We start from the raw sequence: 18,208 nt of genomic DNA, 5'->3' as shown, positions 1-18,208 counted from the left end.
CCGCCAGTCAGGCGGGGTTTCAGTTGGTGTGTGGCCCGCAGTCCTGCGGGCCATTTTGTGGTTAATGCGCTGCGATCAATGCACCACCGCGTCGTCAGGGCGCGGCCGGTTACTGCCGCCGACACGGTCCCCGATGATCAGACCATCGGCCCCTGCCGAGACCGAGATGTCATCGCCGTCCTTCACGTCGCCTGCCAGCAGCATCTCGGCCAGCGGGTTCTGCAGCGCAGACTGGATCACCCGTTTCAGCGGGCGCGCCCCGAACACAGGATCGTACCCTTCGTCGGCCAGCCATTTGCGCGCGCCATCGTCCAGCGACAGCGTGATCTTGCGCGCCGCCAACCGCTTGAGAAGGCGGGCCATCTGGATGGTCACAATGCCATCCATATCCGCACGGGCCAGCCGGTCGAACACGATGGTTTCGTCCAGACGGTTCAGGAACTCGGGCCGGAAATGAGCGCGTACCGCATCCATCACGTCCCGCCGCGCATCAGCGGCATCCGCCCCATCGGGCAACTGGCTCAGCGCCTGCGCACCAAGGTTCGACGTCAGGATGATCAGCGTCTGCTTGAAATCAACCGTCCGGCCCTGACCATCGGTCAGCACACCATCATCCAGAACCTGCAACAGCACGTTAAAGACATCCGGATGCGCCTTTTCGACCTCGTCAAACAGCACGACCTGATAGGGCCGACGCCGCACTGCCTCGGTCAGCACGCCGCCTTCGTCATAGCCGACATAGCCCGGAGGCGCGCCGATCAGACGGGCGACGGCGTGTTTCTCCATGAACTCGGACATGTCGATCCGCACCATCGCGCTGTCGTCATCGAACAGGAATTCGGCCACGGCCTTGGTCAACTCGGTCTTACCGACGCCCGTTGGCCCAAGGAACAGGAACGACCCGAGGGGACGGTTTTCATCGTTCAGCCCCGCCCGCGCACGGCGCACGGCGTTTGCAACAGCACGTACAGCACTGTTCTGGCCGATGACCCGCGCATGCAACTGGTCTTCCATCCGCAGCAGCTTGTCCCGTTCACCTTCCAGCATCTTGGCCACCGGAATTCCGGTCCAGCGTTCGACGACTGACGCGATCTGCTCGGGGCGCACAGCCTCAGACACCATCGTGTCTGAATCCTGCCCTTCGGCTTCGGCCAGCTTGCGCTCAAGCTCGGGGATCACGCCGTAGGACAACTCCCCCGCTTTCGCGAGGTTGCCCTCGCGCTTGGCGATGTCCAATGCGGCCCGCGCATGGTCCAGTTCTTCCTTCACGTTGCGCGCCGACGCCAGCTTGTCGCGTTCACCTTGCCATTGGGCGGTCATCTCGGCGCTACGTTCTTGCAGATCGGCCAAGTCCTTTTCCAACGTATCAAGCCGGTCTTTGCTAGCCTGATCATCCTCTAGGCGCAGTGCCTCCACCTCGATCTGCATTTGCAGGATCTGACGGTCCAGCGCGTCCAGCTCTTCGGGTTTGGAGTCGACCTCCATCCGCAGACGGCTGGCCGCTTCGTCCATCAGGTCGATGGCCTTGTCCGGCAGAAAACGGTCGGTGATATAGCGATGGCTCAGCGTCGCCGCAGTGACCAAGGCGCTGTCCGAAATCCGCACACCGTGGTGCAGTTCGTACTTTTCCTTGATACCGCGCAGGATACTAATTGTGTCCTCGACAGTGGGTTCCTCGACGATGACCGGCTGGAAACGACGGGCTAGGGCCGCGTCTTTCTCAACATATTTGCGGTACTCGTTCAGGGTTGTGGCCCCGACACAGTGCAGCTCCCCACGCGCCAGCGCGGGTTTGATCAGGTTCGCCGCATCCATCGCCCCTTCGGACGCGCCTGCACCGACCAGCGTGTGCATTTCGTCGATAAACAGGATGATCTCGCCCGCCGCATCTGTGACTTCGTTCAGAACCGCCTTCAGACGTTCCTCGAACTCGCCGCGATATTTGGCACCGGCAATCAACGCCCCCATGTCGAGCGCGAGCAGACGTTTGTTGCGCAGGGATTCCGGCACGTCACCGTTCACGATGCGCAGCGCCAGCCCTTCGGCAATGGCTGTCTTACCCACACCAGGTTCACCGATCAGGACTGGGTTGTTTTTGGTCCGGCGGCTCAGCACCTGCATCGCGCGACGAATTTCTTCGTCCCGTCCGATGATCGGGTCGATCTTGCCCTCTTCGGCGCGGGCGGTCAGGTCCATCGCGTATTTCTTCAATGCATCATAACCATCCTCGGCGCTTGCCGTGTCGGCGGTACGCCCTTTGCGCACGTCATTGATGGCGGTGTTCAGGGCTTGGGGTGTGACCTTGCCAGCTTCCAGCGCGTCTTTGGCACCGGATTTCACCATGCCAAGCGCCATCAGCACCCGTTCGACCGGAACAAAGCTGTCGCCAGCCTTTTTTGCCAGCGCTTCGGCTTCGGCCAGAACCTTTGCCGTGGCCTGATCCAGATACACCTGCGCGGCGTCGCCTGTGACTTTGGGTTGTTTGGCCAACGTCTGGTCCACATGGGACCGCACCCGCCCCGCATCCCCGCCCGCGGCAGTGATAAGGTTTGCGGCCAGCCCCTGTTCGTCGTCCAGAAGCGCCTTCAGCAGATGGTCAGCGGTCAGCCGTTGGTGGCTTTCGCGTGTTGCGATTGTTTGTGCGGCTTGCACGAATCCGCGCGACCGCTCCGTGAACTTGCTCAAGTCCATGGGTCTTTCTCCTTTTGCAGCGCCCGAATTCGCCGCGCCCTAATTAGGCACGCGGTCAGTATGGGCCTTATGCGTGAAAGATGGGTGCGTCTTGCCGCCTCTGCAAGAGCTTTGGGTGCGCAAAATGCAGGGCGATTTAATCATATCAAAGGCGACGGTTGTCCGGGGGTGCCACCGGCCTGTCCACATGGCCGGATCGTGATTTTCCTTGGACGCTCAACCAATTACGGCAAATTTCCGCCTAATTCGGATCGCGGTGAGCGGGCGTTCCATTTTTGGGTCAAAATGGGAAAATATAACTATTTCAATAATTTAAATGAATTCTTGTGCCTGCCTCACGGTCAGGTACCAAACCTGTGATTTGGTTCCATTAATATTCCCCCTTTTTTTCAAAAGAAATCAATCCACATACTTATCCACAAGAGCAGAAATAAAAATTAGGTGTCAAAATGCAGACTGTACCGTTGCAATTGAACGACGTGATCTACAACGCGGCCACCCAGTCTTTTGAAGCGCTGGTGACCGTACACGATACATCCGGATCCCGCCGTTACGCATGTTCCATCAATGCCCCGATCACAATGGAATTCGAAGAAGCGTCCAAAGGTCTGTCGACCCAAGCGCTGCGCCGCCACAAACACGGGCCGGCCGATTCCACATTCAAACCAGCGGTTGCGCCACAGCGCGCTGGCCGCCTTCAGGAACTGCGGTCGCGTATTCGTGCCCAATTCGCGTTTGAACGTCCGCACGCGGCCTGAACATAGAATACTTTGACGCGGCAGACCGAGCATCCTTTCTGTCCCCGATGCTGCGGAACCGCTTCGAAGTACCCCAGAGACAGGTGCCTGCCTGCTATCGTCTCTGATCACTGGCCCGGATGCTTCGTGCATCCGGGTTTTTTCGTTGATGGATTTCGCACGCAACCTGTCTTATGACCGCGCAGGGACAGTGAAAGAGGGCGCGCAAATGGCAGATGACAGATTGATCGTAGCAATGGACGTGCCGAACGCCGTTGCAGGGCTGGAACTGGCGACCGCGTTGGGAAACAGCGTCAGCTTTTACAAGATCGGTCTGGGCATGCTGACTGGTGGCGGTCTGGCGCTGGCCAACGAGCTTAAGCAGGAACATGGCAAGCGCATCTTTCTGGATATGAAACTGTTCGACATCGGTGCCACGGTCGAGGCCGCAGTGCGCGGGTTGGCCCAGTTCGATCTGGATTTCCTGACCGTTCACGGCGATCCCCATGTGATCCGCGCCGCCAAGGAAGGCGCGGCAGGTTCGTCTCTCAAGATTTTGGCCGTCACAATCCTAACCTCTCTGGACCGTAGCGACCTTGATGACTGCATGATCCAGTCAGGCGATGTCGCGGACCTTGTGCAGGAACGGGCCGGACGGGCGTTCATGGCGGGTGCCGACGGTGTTATCGCATCGCCGCACGAGGCGGCGGCGATCCGCGCCTTGCCCGAAGCGGCCAACCGGTTGATCGTAACACCAGGTGTGCGGCCTGTTGGCGCGGCCTCTGGCGATCAGAAACGCATCGCGACACCGGCAAATGCGATCGCCAACGGGGTGGATCACATCGTTGTCGGGCGTCCGATCTGGCGCGCAACCGATCCGAAGGGTGCGGCGGACTCGATCCTTTCAGAGATGGCGGCCGTCTAAGCGGTCGAACCAAAGCGCTGAAAACGCATGCAAAAGTGACAAAGTGGCGCAATATAGCGCCAAATAAGGCACTCGTTGATAGATCAACAGTTTGTGCCATCTCGGCAACAAGGCCACCGTATATTGCAAAGTATGGTATTCCTGACTGTGCGAAAACACGTCTGGGTGGTACTTTGGTGACAGGTGATACTCCCCGACGAACCGCATCTTCCTGAGGTTCGTCACCTCCCCCCGCTCGCTTTGCGGGGGGGCCTTTTATAAAGGCCCTGCTTTCCCGTCCCACTGAAAATTGACCGATGCGACGCCCGCCAGATAGTCGCCCAAACGCGGCTTGAACTGCGGCACCACGGTGTCGTGCGCCATGAACGCCTCGACCGACATCAGGGCCCATTGTTGCCCTTCGTCGCCAAGGGCAATCGCATCCGCAACTTCCGCCCCGACATGGGCCGCAAAGAACCACGAGATATCCATGCTCGACGTGCCATAGTCGCGGCCCCAGATGACAGCCGCCGGATCAAGTGTCAGGCTTAGTTCTTCTTGCGTTTCGCGCAGCACACACTCAAGCGGCGTCTCGCCCGCCTCGATCCCGCCACCGGGCAGATCCCAGAACCCCGGCCATAGCAATCCGGGTCGGTCGTCGCGCTGCAACGTGGCTAGCTGGTCCCCCACAAACAGCGCCAGCTTTGCACCGATCACCCGACCTGCCATGTTCAAATCCCCGCACGCACTTTACATTGGCCAGCAGTAGCCACAATTCAGACCCATGCCCAGTCTTTGCCGCGAATGCCTGACCCAGTTCGATTCCGCACGGCGCTGCCCCGCCTGTGCCAGTCCGCGTATCGTCAGCCACCCCGAACTGTTCGACCTGAACATCGCCCATATGGATTGCGATGCCTTTTATGCGTCGGTGGAAAAGCGCGACGACCCAAGCCTTGAGGGCAAGCCGGTGATCATCGGTGGCGGGCGGCGCGGCGTGGTGTCCACCGCGTGCTATGTGGCGCGCATCCGTGGCGTCCGCTCGGCCATGCCGATGTTCCAAGCGCTCAAGCTGTGCCCCGAAGCGGTGATCATCAAGCCGCGCATGGACGCCTATGTCGAGGCGAGCAAAGCCATTCGCGCCATGATGGAAGAATTGACCCCCGCAATCGAACCCCTCTCGCTGGACGAAGCATTCATGGACCTGTCCGGCACCACACGCCTGCACGGGGCACCCCCTGCGGTGATGCTGGCCCGTATGATCAAACGGATGCGGGATGAGCTGGGTCTCACCGGCTCCATCGGCCTGTCCCACAACAAGTTTCTGGCCAAGGTCGCCTCGGACCTCGAAAAGCCGCACGGGTTTTCCGTGATCGGCGAAGCGGACACAGCCAGCTTCCTGCGCGACAAACCCGTGCGCCTGATCTGGGGTATCGGGCCGTCGGCGCAGGCGTCGCTGGACAAGGCGGGCATTCGCACCTTTGCCGATCTTCTGCGGTGGGAACGGACGGACCTTGTGGCGCGGTTCGGCTCTATGGGGGACCGCCTGTGGCATCTGGCGCGCGGGCAGGACATGCGGCGGGTGTCGCGGGATTCCCCGATGAAATCCATCAGCAACGAAACCACTTTCCACGACGATACAAACGATCCCGATATTCTGGACGGTCACCTGTGGCGGATGGCGGAAAAAGTGTCGGACAGGGCCAAGGCCAAAGGCCTCGCAGGGCGTGTTGTGACGCTCAAGCTCAAGCGCCACAACCACACCTCGCTGACGCGGCGGGTGTCTTTGCGCGATCCGGCGCAACTGGCAGACACGATCTATCGCACTGCCCGCGCCCTGTTCGATCAGGTCGGTGATGAAGGGCCCTATCGCCTTTTAGGATGCGGTATCAGCGATCTGTGTGCGGCAGATGCCGCCGAAGTGTCGGGCGACCTTCTTGACCCCGACGCCCGTAAACGCGGTCAGGCCGAACGTGCTGCCGACGCAATCCGCAACCGGTTCGGACATAAAGCTATTCTGAAAGGGCGTGCCTTGCGCTGATGCGCCGCTATTCCGCCGCCAGCGGAATACGCATCTGGCCGATCTTGGTGATCTGCGCCACCACATCGCGCAACCGTGCGCGCATGGCGTCAAAATCGCTGTTCGGTCGGATCAGCCGTTCGTCCATATACAGCGACCGGTCGATTTCTACCTGCACAGCGTGTTGATTGCGCAACGGTCGCCCATAGGCTTGCGTCACATAGGCGCCGGCAAAGGGCGCATTGCGCGCCACCTTGAAACCCGCCCCGACAAAGGCCGCCTCGACGCGGTCCATTACCTCGGCCGACGCAGCCGCACCGAACCTGTCGCCCAGAACCACGTTCGGGCGGACCATCCCGCTGCGCGCCACACCGTCCATCGCCTCGTGCGGCATGGAATGGCAGTCAATCAACACTGCCTGCCCGTGATCGCGACTCGCCTCATCCAGCAGCTTTTGCAGCGCCGCGTGATAGGGGCGCCAGTACCGTTCGATCCGCTGCTCGGCTTCGATCATCGACAGCTTGCCGCGGTAAATCGCACGCCCGTTGGCCACGACACGCGGAATAACGCCCAAACCGCTGGCAATGCGAGGATTGTGTCCCTGACGGCGCACCCCTTCGATCAGGGCGGGGTCAAGCTCGTCCGCGCTGCGGTTCAGGTCGACATAGGCGCGCGGTGCCCCCGCCAGCAGCAACGGCGCGCCATTCTGCGGCGCCGAGGCAAAGAGTTGATCGACAAAAGCATCTTCGGACGACCGGATCGTCATCTCGTCCAGAACCGTCCGGCGCAGGAAACTATCCGGATAGTCGCGCGCGGAATGGGGCGACGCAAACACCACGCAACTGGTGCGCCGTTCGGGGTGTATGACCTCGTAAGCGACTTTTGGCATAGGCGCTCCTCCTGACAATCAACATAGACCATGAAAAGACAAAGCCAAAAGCCCTTGATCCCGCTGACGACTCCTTTTATAGCACCCCTCACTTGGCGCGGAATTCCGCGCTCACTTTCTTTGTGGGCGGGACAAGTGTCAGGGCAATGTGCGGGATTAGCTCAGCGGTAGAGCACTTCGTTGACATCGAAGGGGTCACAAGTTCGATCCTTGTATCTCGCACCACCGCATTCCGCCAACGGGCCTTCGTGCCCCGCGGCACCTACACCGGCACAAGGTGCCAAAACGCAACCCGGCGCTGCTTCGCGCCATGAAACATGAGGAAGAAGCGCCATGAAGGTTCGCAACTCGCTCCGCTCGCTGAAAAACCGGCACCGTGATTGCCGCGTTGTGCGTCGCAAAGGCCGCGTATACGTCATCAACAAGACGCAGCGCCGGTTCAAAGCACGTCAGGGTTAAGCCCTAAAAGCACCGCAAAAGTTTACAGGCCGTCCTCTCGCAGGGCGGCCTGATTCGTTTCCGGGCCCCGCTGTTGCACCAGTTGGCCACGGCAGGCGCACACCGGCCCCTTCGTCAAAGCACAATGATCGCCTTGCACCGGCCCGCCGACAGGCTAGGATTTGCGCCAACCCGTCCCAATACCGAAAGGCCAACCGATGAGTGATCCAACCTACACCCCGCCCGCCAAATGGACATGGGACGCAGGATCGGGCGGCAAGTTCGCGTCGATCAACCGCCCCATTGCCGGCCCGACCGCGGACAAGGATCTGCCAATCGGCGACCACCCGTTCCAGCTTTACTCGCTCGCCACGCCAAACGGCGTCAAAGTGACCCTGATGTTCGAGGAACTGCTTGAAGCGGGCCATACAGACGCGGAATATGACGCCTGGCTGATCAATATCGGCGAAGGTGATCAATTCGGCTCCGGCTTTGTAGACATCAACCCGAACTCGAAAATCCCCGCCCTTTTGGACCGCTCCGGCGACACGCCTGTGCGCGTTTTCGAATCCGGCTCGATCCTGATCCATCTGGCCGAAAAATTCGGTGCCTTCCTGCCGACAAGCGGGGCAGGGCGCACCGAGGTCATGAACTGGCTGATGTGGCAAATGGGCTCCGCGCCCTTCCTCGGCGGTGGCTTCGGCCACTTCTATGCCTACGCGCCAGAAAAATACGAATACCCGATCAACCGCTACGCGATGGAAAGTAAACGCCAACTCGACGTGCTCGACCGCGAGCTCGCGAACAAACCCTTTATCGCGGGCGACGACTACTCAATCGCGGACATGGCGATTTGGCCTTGGTATGGCCAACTCTGCCTTGGCCGCCTCTACGACGCGGCAGAATTCCTCGACGTGGAAAGCTATACCAACGTGATGGCATGGGCGAAAAAGATCGACGCACGCCCCGCGACGCTGCGTGGCCGCATGGTCAACCGCGCCTTTGGCGAACCCGAACTGCAACTGCACGAACGCCACGCGGCATCGGATTTCGACACCAAGACCCAAGACAAGATCGGCACGTCCGAAGACAGCTAAAACACCAGCCATCGGGCGCACGTTTATGCCCGCCCGATGGCACACCTCACCCTGTGAACTACACGTCTCATCATTGTTCCAAAAATATGCTGGGGGGAGGGTGCGCAAGCACACGGGGGGCAACGCCCCCGAACCACGCTCAGTGCCGCCCGACCTGACGACAGATCAGGATCACGGGCAACAACCCGACCGCCACAATGACCAGACTGGGCACCGCCGCCCCGTCCAGCCGCTCATCTGCCGCAAGGCGATGCGCTTGTACCGCCAATGTATCGAAGTTGAACGGGCGCATGATCAGCGTCGCGGGCAACTCCTTCATCACATCGACAAACACGATTAACAGTGCTGTCAAAAGGCTCGGCGTCAGGATCGGCAGGTGTACGCGCCGCAAAGTGGCAAAGGGCCCCTTGCCCAGCGACCGGCTCGCCGCATCCATATTCGCATGGACCCGCGCCTGACCGCCCTCGTATGCACCTAGGGCCGCTGCCAGAAACCGCACAACATAGGCAAAGACCAGCAACCAGATTGACCCTGAAATCAGCAATCCAGTCGAGATGTCAAAGGTCGCGCGCATCCATGCATCCAGCGCGTTGTCAAAGGCGGCAAAAGGCACCAGCAGACCCACCGCGATCACCCCACCCGGCACGGCATAGCCCAGCCGCGCCACATAGGTCGCACCGGCAGACAATCGCCCGCCCTCGGTGCGCCGGAAATAACCCAGCAAGATCGCAGCCCCCAGTGTCAGCACCGCCGCCAGCGTGGCCAGCGTCAGCGAATGCCGCAAAAACCCGAGGTAACGCGCACTCAGCAAATCCTGCCCCGACCCCAGCCCTAGGGCCAGCAGCGCAAACACCGGAATGATCGCGCCAAACAGAACGGGCAGACCACACAGCACCGCCGCCGTAACCCCTTGCCATCCGGTCAGGGTGATCGGCGCAAGCTCCCTCTGACCCCTACTGGGATCATGATATCGCGCCTGCCCCCGCTGCTTGCGCTCAAGCACCGCCAACATCAGCGCAAAGGCCAGCAGACACAGCGCCAGTTGCGCTGCCCCCGCCCTGTCCGCCAAGGAAAACCAACTTGTGTAAATACCGGTGGCAAAGGTCTGGACCCCGAAATAGGCCACCGTGCCGAAATCCGCGATCGTCTCCATCACGGCCAGCAGGACGCCGGCGGCAATCGCTGGGCGCGCCAATGGCAAGCTGACCCGCCAGAATGCGGCTAAGGGGCGCGACCCCAATGCCCGCGCGGCCATAAAGGTCGATCCGCTTTGCTGAATGAACGACGCCCGCGCCAGCAGATAGACATAAGGATATAGCACCAGCACCAGCATCAGCGCGGCACCGCCAAGGCTGCGGATTTCGGGAAACCAGTAATCCCGCGGCCCCCATCCCATGGCCGCGCGCAGGGAGGTTTGCGCAATGCCTGGATGGTCCAGAATATGGGTATAGGCATAGGCTAGGACATAGGCCGGAAAGGCCAGCGGCAGGACCAGTGCAATCTCAAGCACCCGCGCAAACGGGAACCGCGTCATAGTGACCAGCCACGCGGTCCCGACGCCGACGAAAAACGTCCCCAAGGATACCAGCACAACCAGCAACCCAGTGTTGGCCGCATACCGCCCCAACACGGTGCCCATCAGATGCGAAATGGCTGATGTTCCACCCAGCATTGCGGCCAGCGTCACCGCAACCATGGGCAGCAAACAGATCGCCGCCACCAGCAGCGCCGACCATGTCAGCACGCGCGGCGACTTGCCCGTGGGCGCAGATGTGGAAATCAATGACAAGCGATCAGTCCCGAACCGTAACGCGCCGCTTATCTTACGTTTTCGCTCGGGTTTCCAGCCCCGCTGCGGCACGTCCCCTGCGACCTATTCGTAGCTGCGCTGGTCCTCGATCACCAACCCGTCTTTGGGCAGCGTGTCAGGCGCATGCACCTCGACCGCCCCCTTCAGCTTGAGCGTATCCGCGACCGACTGGCTGAAATCCTGCGCCGACCCGCTGGTGCACTCCAGTTGAACCACCATCGCATCCTGTTGCCCCTCACGGCGCGCAATAACGCGGGCGCGCAGCACTTCTGGATGTTTGTCGACCAAGGCCGCAACCTGTTCGGGGCGCACAAACATCCCCTTGATCTTGGTCGTCTGGTCGGCGCGCCCCATCCAGCCCTTGATGCGCATATTGGTCCGCCCGCAGGGGCTTTGACCGGACAGAACGGCGCTCATGTCCCCCGTGGCAAACCGGATCAGCGGGTAATCGGGGTTCAGCGTGGTCACAACCACCTCACCCACTTCGCCTTCGGGCACCGGATTGCCTGTACCCGGGGTGACGATCTCGACGATCACACCTTCGTCTACCACCATGCCCTCAAGGCTTGGCGTCTCATAGGCGATGTTGCCCAGATCCGCCGTGGCATAGGACTGCATGCAGGTGATCCCGCGATCCGCATATTCCTGCCGCAGGCTGGGGAACAACGCGCCCCCTCCAACAGCGGCCTTGGTGAAGGACAATGTCACGCCCATCTCGTCCGCCTTATCAAGGATCACCTTCAGATAATCCGGTGTCCCCGCATAAGCTGTCGTGCCGATGTCGCGCGCCGCCGTGACCTGCAACTCGGTCTGCCCCGTACCCGCAGGTAAAACGGCAGCGCCTACCGCCCGTGCACCGGATTCGAATATCATGCCCGCAGGCGTCAGATGGTACCCGAAACAGTTTTGCACGATATCGCCCGCGCCGATGCCGACCGCATGCAGGAACCGCCCCATGCGCCACCAGTCGTGGCTGATCCCGCCGGGCTCATAGATCGGCCCGGGCGATTGAAAGACATGCGCCAGACCTGTCACGGGTATCCCGCCAAACGGCGGCTTTGCCGCCTGCCACTTGGCCAGTTCGGACTTCCGCAATACAGGCAAACGGCGCAACTCAGCCAGATCCTGCAACGTGCCAACCTCTGGCAGGCAACTGTCAGACGCTGCCGCAACACGCGCAATCTGTGCGTTGACCGCCGCCAACTGGTCGCTGGCGCGCGCATCGGCACTGCGGGTTTCCAATGCGTCGTAAAAAGGCGTCGTCGGCATAGCGGGTCTCATCTCGTCCAAGGAAAACGGTCGGCAATGGTGGCGTCAGCTTAGCCAGCGCTTGCGCCGGCGATAGCTGCGCACATCCCGAAACGATTTGCGCCCCTCATCCGACATGCCCAGATAGAACTCTTTCACATCGGGGTTCTCGCGCAGTTCGGCGGCAGGGCCATCCATCACGACGCGACCCGATTCCAGAATGTATCCGTAATGCGCAAACCGCAGCGCGACGTTGGTGTTCTGCTCGGCCAGCAAAAAAGTCACGCCCTCATTCTCGTTCACCGATTTCACGATCTCGAAAATCTGCTCTACCAACTGCGGCGCAAGGCCCATGCTCGGTTCGTCCAGCAGGATCGTCTCGGGGCGGGACATCAGCGCGCGGCCAATCGCCGTCATCTGCTGCTCACCCCCGGACGTATAGCCCGCCTGCGACTTGCGACGTTCGCGCAAGCGCGGAAAATAGTTATAGACCATCTCGAGATCGGCCGCGATCGCGCCCTTGCCATCGGCACGGGTATAAGCGCCGGTCATCAGGTTTTCCTCGACCGTAAGGTGCTCGAAACAGTGACGGCCTTCCATCACCTGCACCACGCCGTGCTTCACAAGGTCCGCAGGGTCCGCATGGGCTGTGTTCACACCGCGATACATGATCGACCCTTTGGTCACCTCGCCGCGCTCGGATGCAAGCAACCCCGAAATCGCCTTCAGCGTCGTGGTCTTGCCTGCCCCGTTGCCCCCCAACAGGGCCGTGATACCGCCCTTGGGCACACTGAGGCTCACACCCTTCAACACGAGGATCACGTGGTTATAAATCACCTCGATATTGTTGACCTCTAGTACGGTCTCGGTCTTGGTCTCGGCGTCCAGCATGGATCACACCTTCATTGTTCCGATAAATATGCAAATCCCCCGGCGGCAACAGGCGCCACCGCCGGGGAAGAAGGGTTTAGTTGCAGCCTGGCGTGATGCCGTTCTCGGCTGCATAGGCACCGCTGTCCTCGTCGATCAGCGGCTGGATGATCCCCATGTCCGATTCAGAGAAATCGGAAACCAGCGTCCATTCTTTCGCTGTCGCATCCCACTGCGTCATGCCCACAAGGCCGGGGCCACCGTGGTTCTCGCAGGACACTTTGAACGATGGACCAAAGCCTGGAAGACCAAGGGCCGCCATCTTCTCTTCGGTGATTTCCAGTGCTTCCATACCATCGCGCATCATGGCTGCTGTGATGTCCGGTGTGCCGTGGATTTCCTGCGCAGTTTTGGCAGCTTCGGCGGCCAGCATCGCGGCATAGAGGCCACGGTTATACAGGACCGTACCAATCTGGTCGCCCGATCCGGCAGCCAGCCCCTTATCTACAACATGTGTCTGGATGTCGTCGAAGACGGGGAAATCGCTACCCACACCGTGGAACGTCAGCGACTTATAGCCGTCTGCCGCCGCACCTGCTGGCAACACGTCATTTTCGGAACCCGACCACCAGATACCGATGAAGTTTTCCATCGGGAAACGGATGTTCGCAGCTTCCTGAACCGCAACCTGGTTCATTACGCCCCAGCCGTACATGATCACATAATCAGGACGCTCACGACGGATTTGCAGCCATTGCGACTTTTGTTCCTGACCGGGGTGGTCAACGGCGACCTGCATCAGTTCGAAACCATGCTTGGCCGACAGTTCTTCCAGCGTGCGGATCGGTTCCTTGCCATAAGCCGAGTTGTGATAAACCAGTGCGATTTTCTTGCCGGAAATATCGCCGTCCTGCATTAGATAGTTGATCGCACCGGACGCGCCGCTCCAGTAGTTCGCAGGGTAGTTGAACACGTGGCTGAACACCGCGCCATTGGCCGCAGATGTACGCCCGTACCCCATCGAGTGGACCGGAATGCCGTCAGCCGTCGCTTTGGGGATCAGCTGGTAGGTGATGCCTGTGGACAGCGGCTGATACACCAGCGCGCCCGACCCTTTGGTCGACTCATAGCATTCCACACCCTTCTCGGTGTTGTAGCCGGTCTCGCATTCCGGAACAGAGACTTTCACCCCGCCGATGCCGCCGTCACGTTCGTTCAGCAGCGTGAAATAGTCGGCATAGCCATCCGCAAAGGGGATGCCGCTCGCCGCATAGGGGCCGGTGCGATAGCTTAGGCTTGGGAACACAAGGTCCGCCAAGGCCGGACTTGCCGCCATGACGGCTGCCGCAACATAGGTTGCCAGTTTCGTAGTCATCGGTTTTTCCTCCCGTTGGTCGTATCCGATATGTGGCCCGTTTCGGACCGTTCGCGCGGCGGTGTTTTTCCCGCCATTTTTGGTGGCTACCCGCGTCAGTGCGGGAAGGGCCACAGTCTCAATTTCTCTTTTGCGACGCGCCACAGTTGCGCGATCCCGTGTGGTTCAAGGATCAGGAACACGATGATCAGCGCCCCGACGACCACCAGCTGCACATGCGCCACAATGTCCGTGGGCCAGCCCAGCAGGTCCACACCCACCAGTTTCAAAAGCACGGGCAGAACCACCAAGAACGCAGCCCCCGCAAAGGCTCCGAAGATGGACCCCAAGCCGCCGATGATGATCATGAACAGCACCAGAAACGATTTCTGGATGCCGAATACTTCGCCCACTTCGACCGCGCCAAGGTAGACCGAAAAGAACAGCGCCCCCGAGATTCCGACAAAGAACGAACTGACCGCAAAGGCCGTCAACTTGGATTTCAGCGGGTTCACCCCGATGATCTCGGCGGCGATGTCCATGTCGCGGATCGCCATCCACTGCCGTCCCACGGACCCGCGTGTCAGGTTGCGCGCGATCAGGGCCGACCCGATGGTGAAGACCAGACAGAACAGATAGGTGGCCCACGCCTCGGTATTGGGGCCGGTAACTTCGATGCCGAAAACGGACCGTTCGGGCGCGTTGATCTGCCCCGAGGCGGAGTAGTTGTAAAACCACGCCACCTTGTTGAACAACCAAACCAGAAAGAACTGCGCGGCCAGCGTTGCAACGGCCAGATAGAACCCCTTGATCCGCAGTGATGGCAGGCCAAATGCCGTCCCGACCAGCGCCGTCACGCCCCCCGCGAGAATGACGTGGAAAAAGATGTTCACATCCGGAAAGGCGGTCATCAGCTTGTAGCAGGAATAGGCCCCCACAGCCATGAACCCGCCCGTCCCCAGCGACACCTGACCGCAATATCCCGTCAGGATGTTCAGCCCGATTGCCGCGATGGCGTAGATCAAAAACGGCAGAAAGATAGAATTGACCAGATAATCATTCATTACGAAGGGCAGGACAAACACCGCCACTGCCAGCACGAAGTAATAGCGATAGCGGTCGAACCTGATCGGGAACGTTTGACTATCTTCCTGATATGTCGTCGAAAAATCGCCTGCTTCACGATAAAGCATATGCACCTCTTTCCGCGCCGCTCATGTCGAACGCGCCGTTAACCACCCAATCGGGTTTTCCAGTTTCGCCACATTTCGCCCCATTCCGCGTGGCACTATTGGTGCGGGTAGATGGAGTGGGAACCATGACTGCAATTTTGGACGACATGCGTCGTCTTGATGCCGCGCATGCGCGTGGCGATATCTCGGCGCGGGAACTGGCCGCGGCCAAGGCCGATCTGATCGACGCCATACCAGAGGCAACAGAACACGCGCCCCCCGATCCGGCAGAGGCTGCGGCTAAGCCGCAGGCGTCCGAAGGCATCGGTGTCGGGCAGATCCTGCTGCTTTGTGCGGTGATCCTGATGGTCTGCGTTGGAGCAACCGTCTTGCTGACCGGCGACCTCATGTTGTCGGCCACACTGGCCATCACGGTGCTGGCCGCGTTCACGATCATGCTGTTCCGCCAGCTTGACGGATAGCGCGGGGCGCACCGTGGGGCATGGGGATCAGACACGCTCAATGATCTTCTCCCCGAACAGGCCCTGCGGACGGAAGACAAGGAAGATCAGTGCCAATACATAGGCAAACCAGTTTTCTGTCGCGTTCATGGTGAATCCGAACAGGGCACCGGCCAGATCACTGCTCGACATGAAGAACTCGAACAGTTTCTCGCCCACGCCGATGATCAGCCCGCCGACAATCGCCCCGGGGATCGAGGTGAACCCACCCAGCATCAGCACCGGCAATGCCTTCAGCGCGATCAGCGAGAGGGAGAATTGAACCCCCGATTTCGCGCCCCACATGATCCCCGCGACCAAGGCGACAAAACCCGCAACCGACCACACCAGAATCCAGATGTAGTTCAGCGATACACCCACCGACAGCGCCGCCTGATGGTCATCCGCCACAGCGCGCATCGCACGCCCTTGCTTGGTGTATTGCGAGAACGCCACAAGTGCGATGACCAGCACGATCGCAATGATCGTCGCCGTGATATCAAGGTTGTCGATAAAGAACCCGTAGCCAAAGATGTTGAACGTCACCTCGTCGATGGCAAGGTTGATGCCCTGCGGCAGACAGGTCGCATCGGTCAGACACACGTCCAGCTTCTTGATCTCGGACCCCCACATCAGGTCGGCCAACCCTTCAAGGAAATAGGCAAGGCCGATGGTGGCCATGAACAGGATGATCGGCTCTTGCCCGACCAGAAAGCGGAAGATGAACCGTTGTACCACCCACGCAAGGGCGATCATCACCACCACGGTCAGCACAATGGCGATGATGGAATGCACCTCCCAGCCGAAATAGTGGATGTTGGTGCCGAACAGCGCGTTGATCAGGTGATAGAACGGCACCTGTCCGGTCTGGATGCCCACAAGGGTCATCGCCGCAAACAGGGCCATTACCCCTTGGGCAAAGTTGAAAATCCCCGATGCCTTGAAGATCAGGACAAAGCCGAGCGCGACAAGCGCGTACATCACGCCCGCCATCAGCCCGTTCAGAAAGACCTCCATCGCATAAATCAACTGATCCGGCATGATCTAACCCTTCCATCCCATAGAGGTGCAAAATGCAGCCGCTGTCGGACCCGTGGCCGCAGCGAACACGACGCGGTCACCCGGTCCTGCATTGAACAAGAAATATACGTCCGGCGTCTCGGCAGTGCAGTCGGCATAGGCGCGCTGCGGACCCGGATAGTTCAGCTCGACCAGCCCGTTGCTGCGCAGCCGCGCATCCGCACCGATCCAGCCTGTGATGTCGAATTGCGGCCACAACGGCGATTTCGGCCCCGCGCCTGCACAGGTCCACGCACCAGGCGTGGTCGAAGTGCCCTTGTTGTGTGAAAAGCTGACCCCGAAATCGAAATTGCCCGCCGATCCCGCAGGATAGACAACGCTGGCGTCAGTGCCTGTCTCGCTGCTGTCCATCGAGGCGGGCGGGGTTGGAAAGGCCCACGCCGTCTCCGGTTTGGCGGTGATATAGGCCGCACATTCGCTCAACCCCGTGTCAAAAGCGGCCTGATCCTGCGCCAGCGCTGCGCAAGGCACCGCCCCCATGGCAAGGATCAACGCAGCCGCTGTAACAGGGTTACTCATGCGCCACCCCCAGATAGGCGTCGATCACGTCCTGATTGTTGCGCACCTCGTCCGGTGTGCCATCGCCGATCTTCTTGCCGTAATCCATCACGACCACGCGGTCCGACAGGTCCATGACCACGCCCATATCGTGTTCGATCAGCGCAATCGTGGTGCCGAACTCGTCATTCACATCAAGGATAAAGCGGCTCATGTCTTCTTTTTCCTCAACGTTCATGCCCGCCATCGGCTCGTCCAACAGCAGCAGCGATGGCTCCGCCGCTAGCGCCCGCGCCAGTTCCACCCGCTTTTTCAACCCGTAGGGCAAGCGCGACACAGGTGTCTTGCGGATGGCCTGAATTTCCAGAAAATCGATGATCTTTTCGGCGACTTCGCGGTTCTCGGTCTCTTCGGCCTCGGCGCGTCCTTTCCAGAAGCTTTGGGCAAAAAGTCCCGTCTTCATATGGGTCAGTCGCCCTGTCATCACGTTGTCCAGAACTGACATACCCTCGAACAGGGCGATGTTCTGGAACGTGCGGGCGATGCCCTGACGCGCCACCTCGAACGGCTTCATCGGTGGCCGCGGCGCACCTTTGTACAGAACCTGACCCTCTTGCGGCACATAGAACCCCGAGATCACATTCAGCATCGACGACTTGCCTGCCCCGTTCGGGCCGATAATCGCGCGGATTTCTCCCTCGCGAATGTCGAACGAAATGTCCTTGATCGCCTCCACCCCGCCAAAGCGCAGGGTGATATTGCGCATTTCCATCACGACGGGGCCGATCTTGCGACCGTCCGCGGTGGTATAGCCATCCGTCTGATCAAGCATGAACGCCACCCCTTCTCTGTTCCAAAAAATCCTCCCCGAAGGGCCGGTTGGCCAAACGCGCGGACCCATCC

At 60.3% G+C, this 18,208-nt stretch carries 18 protein-coding genes and 1 tRNA gene; 8 read left to right on the top strand and 11 right to left on the bottom strand.

The features are described 5' to 3' along the window. Positions 1-75 precede the first annotated feature (75 nt). Positions 76-2,691, bottom strand: coding sequence for an ATP-dependent chaperone ClpB (gene clpB, locus AC6GQJ_RS10820; RefSeq protein ID WP_500768061.1), 2,616 nt, complete (start codon positions 2,689-2,691; stop codon positions 76-78). A gap of 69 nt (positions 2,692-2,760) precedes the next feature. Here clpB and AC6GQJ_RS10815 point away from each other — a divergent pair, with 69 nt between their 5' ends. The 3 genes from AC6GQJ_RS10815 (at position 2,761) to pyrF (ending at position 4,353) form a co-directional block, all read left to right on the top strand. Next, positions 2,761-3,051 carry a hypothetical protein gene (locus AC6GQJ_RS10815; RefSeq protein WP_500768059.1) on the top strand — a complete coding sequence of 97 codons (291 nt, stop codon included), beginning with the start codon at positions 2,761-2,763 and terminating at the stop codon, positions 3,049-3,051. An 89-nt stretch (positions 3,052-3,140) separates the two neighbouring features. Next, the gene (locus AC6GQJ_RS10810) at positions 3,141-3,449 is read left to right on the top strand and encodes an orotidine 5-phosphate decarboxylase (protein WP_500768057.1); all 309 of its coding nucleotides are present in this window, start codon (positions 3,141-3,143) and stop codon (positions 3,447-3,449) included. A 208-nt stretch (positions 3,450-3,657) separates the two neighbouring features. Then, positions 3,658-4,353: an orotidine-5'-phosphate decarboxylase gene (pyrF, locus tag AC6GQJ_RS10805; protein ID WP_500768055.1), complete on the top strand. Its 696-nt coding sequence runs from the start codon at positions 3,658-3,660 to the stop codon at positions 4,351-4,353. A 255-nt stretch (positions 4,354-4,608) separates the two neighbouring features. Here the strand turns inward: pyrF and AC6GQJ_RS10800 are convergent, their stop codons facing one another. Beyond that, positions 4,609-5,061 carry an NUDIX hydrolase gene (locus tag AC6GQJ_RS10800; protein WP_500768053.1) on the bottom strand — a complete coding sequence of 151 codons (453 nt, stop codon included), beginning with the start codon at positions 5,059-5,061 and terminating at the stop codon, positions 4,609-4,611. A gap of 55 nt (positions 5,062-5,116) precedes the next feature. Between AC6GQJ_RS10800 and AC6GQJ_RS10795 the strand changes: the two genes are divergently transcribed. After that, a complete protein-coding gene (locus AC6GQJ_RS10795; RefSeq protein ID WP_500768051.1) occupies positions 5,117-6,370 on the top strand; it encodes a DNA polymerase IV in 1,254 nt (417 codons plus the stop codon). A gap of 7 nt (positions 6,371-6,377) precedes the next feature. Here AC6GQJ_RS10795 and AC6GQJ_RS10790 read toward each other — a convergent pair whose 3' ends face one another. After that, entirely contained in the window at positions 6,378-7,238 is an 861-nt protein-coding gene (locus tag AC6GQJ_RS10790) for an N-formylglutamate amidohydrolase (protein ID WP_500768049.1), read from the bottom strand. Between the two features lie 150 nt (positions 7,239-7,388). Here AC6GQJ_RS10790 and AC6GQJ_RS10785 point away from each other — a divergent pair. From AC6GQJ_RS10785 to yghU, 3 genes are all read left to right on the top strand, one after another. Continuing rightward, positions 7,389-7,463 (top strand) — tRNA-Val (locus AC6GQJ_RS10785). Positions 7,464-7,571: 108 nt separating this feature from the next. Continuing rightward, positions 7,572-7,697 carry a type B 50S ribosomal protein L36 gene (gene ykgO, locus AC6GQJ_RS10780; RefSeq protein ID WP_005850168.1) on the top strand — a complete coding sequence of 42 codons (126 nt, stop codon included), beginning with the start codon at positions 7,572-7,574 and terminating at the stop codon, positions 7,695-7,697. 197 nt (positions 7,698-7,894) lie between these two features. After that, positions 7,895-8,773 (top strand): glutathione-dependent disulfide-bond oxidoreductase, encoded by an 879-nt coding sequence (gene yghU / locus AC6GQJ_RS10775; RefSeq protein WP_500768046.1) that lies wholly within the window; start codon positions 7,895-7,897, stop codon positions 8,771-8,773. A 139-nt stretch (positions 8,774-8,912) separates the two neighbouring features. Here yghU and AC6GQJ_RS10770 read toward each other — a convergent pair whose 3' ends face one another. From AC6GQJ_RS10770 to AC6GQJ_RS10750, 5 genes are all read right to left on the bottom strand, one after another. Continuing rightward, positions 8,913-10,553 carry an ABC transporter permease gene (locus tag AC6GQJ_RS10770; protein WP_500773893.1) on the bottom strand — a complete coding sequence of 547 codons (1,641 nt, stop codon included), beginning with the start codon at positions 10,551-10,553 and terminating at the stop codon, positions 8,913-8,915. Between the two features lie 93 nt (positions 10,554-10,646). Then, a complete protein-coding gene (locus tag AC6GQJ_RS10765) occupies positions 10,647-11,852 on the bottom strand; it encodes a phenylacetate--CoA ligase family protein (protein WP_500768044.1) in 1,206 nt (401 codons plus the stop codon). A gap of 45 nt (positions 11,853-11,897) precedes the next feature. Next, positions 11,898-12,722: an ABC transporter ATP-binding protein gene (locus tag AC6GQJ_RS10760; RefSeq protein WP_500768042.1), complete on the bottom strand. Its 825-nt coding sequence runs from the start codon at positions 12,720-12,722 to the stop codon at positions 11,898-11,900. 76 nt (positions 12,723-12,798) lie between these two features. Next, positions 12,799-14,076 (bottom strand): ABC transporter substrate-binding protein, encoded by a 1,278-nt coding sequence (locus AC6GQJ_RS10755; RefSeq protein WP_500768040.1) that lies wholly within the window; start codon positions 14,074-14,076, stop codon positions 12,799-12,801. A 95-nt stretch (positions 14,077-14,171) separates the two neighbouring features. After that, positions 14,172-15,248 (bottom strand): branched-chain amino acid ABC transporter permease, encoded by a 1,077-nt coding sequence (locus tag AC6GQJ_RS10750; RefSeq protein WP_500768038.1) that lies wholly within the window; start codon positions 15,246-15,248, stop codon positions 14,172-14,174. Positions 15,249-15,373: 125 nt separating this feature from the next. Here AC6GQJ_RS10750 and AC6GQJ_RS10745 point away from each other — a divergent pair, with 125 nt between their 5' ends. Beyond that, positions 15,374-15,709 carry a hypothetical protein gene (locus AC6GQJ_RS10745; RefSeq protein WP_500768036.1) on the top strand — a complete coding sequence of 112 codons (336 nt, stop codon included), beginning with the start codon at positions 15,374-15,376 and terminating at the stop codon, positions 15,707-15,709. A gap of 27 nt (positions 15,710-15,736) precedes the next feature. On the opposite strand, the gene AC6GQJ_RS10740 is transcribed toward AC6GQJ_RS10745, so the two are convergent. Genes AC6GQJ_RS10740 through AC6GQJ_RS10730 form a run of 3 tightly spaced genes read right to left on the bottom strand, consistent with a single transcriptional unit; the run spans position 15,737 to position 18,137 of the window. Next, positions 15,737-16,768 carry a branched-chain amino acid ABC transporter permease gene (locus AC6GQJ_RS10740; RefSeq protein WP_500768034.1) on the bottom strand — a complete coding sequence of 344 codons (1,032 nt, stop codon included), beginning with the start codon at positions 16,766-16,768 and terminating at the stop codon, positions 15,737-15,739. 3 nt (positions 16,769-16,771) lie between these two features. Then, on the bottom strand, positions 16,772-17,326 hold the full coding sequence (locus AC6GQJ_RS10735) for a hypothetical protein (RefSeq protein WP_500768032.1): 555 nt from the start codon (positions 17,324-17,326) through the stop codon (positions 16,772-16,774). Continuing rightward, entirely contained in the window at positions 17,319-18,137 is an 819-nt protein-coding gene (locus tag AC6GQJ_RS10730; protein WP_500768030.1) for an ABC transporter ATP-binding protein, read from the bottom strand. The genes AC6GQJ_RS10735 and AC6GQJ_RS10730 overlap by 8 nt, the downstream gene beginning before the upstream one ends. Positions 18,138-18,208 lie beyond the last annotated feature (71 nt).

It is taken from the genome of Tateyamaria sp. 7Alg 36, assembly GCF_059882455.1.
Note: the sequence above shows the minus strand (reverse complement) of the source record. Positions and strands in the feature narration are given on the sequence as shown.

Bases quoted from the DNA above. Each gene is read 5' to 3' on its own strand.
- AC6GQJ_RS10795 (WP_500768051.1), top strand. From the start codon at position 5,117: ATGCCCAGTCTTTGCCGCGAATGCCTGACCCAGTTCGATTCCGCACGG.
- AC6GQJ_RS10790 (WP_500768049.1), bottom strand. From the start codon at position 7,238: ATGCCAAAAGTCGCTTACGAGGTCATACACCCCGAACGGCGCACCAGT.
- AC6GQJ_RS10760 (WP_500768042.1), bottom strand. From the start codon at position 12,722: ATGCTGGACGCCGAGACCAAGACCGAGACCGTACTAGAGGTCAACAAT.
- AC6GQJ_RS10755 (WP_500768040.1), bottom strand. From the start codon at position 14,076: ATGACTACGAAACTGGCAACCTATGTTGCGGCAGCCGTCATGGCGGCA.
- pyrF (WP_500768055.1), top strand. From the start codon at position 3,658: ATGGCAGATGACAGATTGATCGTAGCAATGGACGTGCCGAACGCCGTT.
- AC6GQJ_RS10745 (WP_500768036.1), top strand. From the start codon at position 15,374: ATGACTGCAATTTTGGACGACATGCGTCGTCTTGATGCCGCGCATGCG.
- AC6GQJ_RS10735 (WP_500768032.1), bottom strand. From the start codon at position 17,326: ATGAGTAACCCTGTTACAGCGGCTGCGTTGATCCTTGCCATGGGGGCG.
- yghU (WP_500768046.1), top strand. From the start codon at position 7,895: ATGAGTGATCCAACCTACACCCCGCCCGCCAAATGGACATGGGACGCA.
- clpB (WP_500768061.1), bottom strand. From the start codon at position 2,691: ATGGACTTGAGCAAGTTCACGGAGCGGTCGCGCGGATTCGTGCAAGCC.
- AC6GQJ_RS10810 (WP_500768057.1), top strand. From the start codon at position 3,141: ATGCAGACTGTACCGTTGCAATTGAACGACGTGATCTACAACGCGGCC.
- ykgO (WP_005850168.1), top strand. From the start codon at position 7,572: ATGAAGGTTCGCAACTCGCTCCGCTCGCTGAAAAACCGGCACCGTGAT.
- AC6GQJ_RS10815 (WP_500768059.1), top strand. From the start codon at position 2,761: ATGCGTGAAAGATGGGTGCGTCTTGCCGCCTCTGCAAGAGCTTTGGGT.
- AC6GQJ_RS10765 (WP_500768044.1), bottom strand. From the start codon at position 11,852: ATGCCGACGACGCCTTTTTACGACGCATTGGAAACCCGCAGTGCCGAT.
- AC6GQJ_RS10750 (WP_500768038.1), bottom strand. From the start codon at position 15,248: ATGCTTTATCGTGAAGCAGGCGATTTTTCGACGACATATCAGGAAGAT.
- AC6GQJ_RS10730 (WP_500768030.1), bottom strand. From the start codon at position 18,137: ATGCTTGATCAGACGGATGGCTATACCACCGCGGACGGTCGCAAGATC.
- AC6GQJ_RS10740 (WP_500768034.1), bottom strand. From the start codon at position 16,768: ATGCCGGATCAGTTGATTTATGCGATGGAGGTCTTTCTGAACGGGCTG.
- AC6GQJ_RS10800 (WP_500768053.1), bottom strand. From the start codon at position 5,061: ATGGCAGGTCGGGTGATCGGTGCAAAGCTGGCGCTGTTTGTGGGGGAC.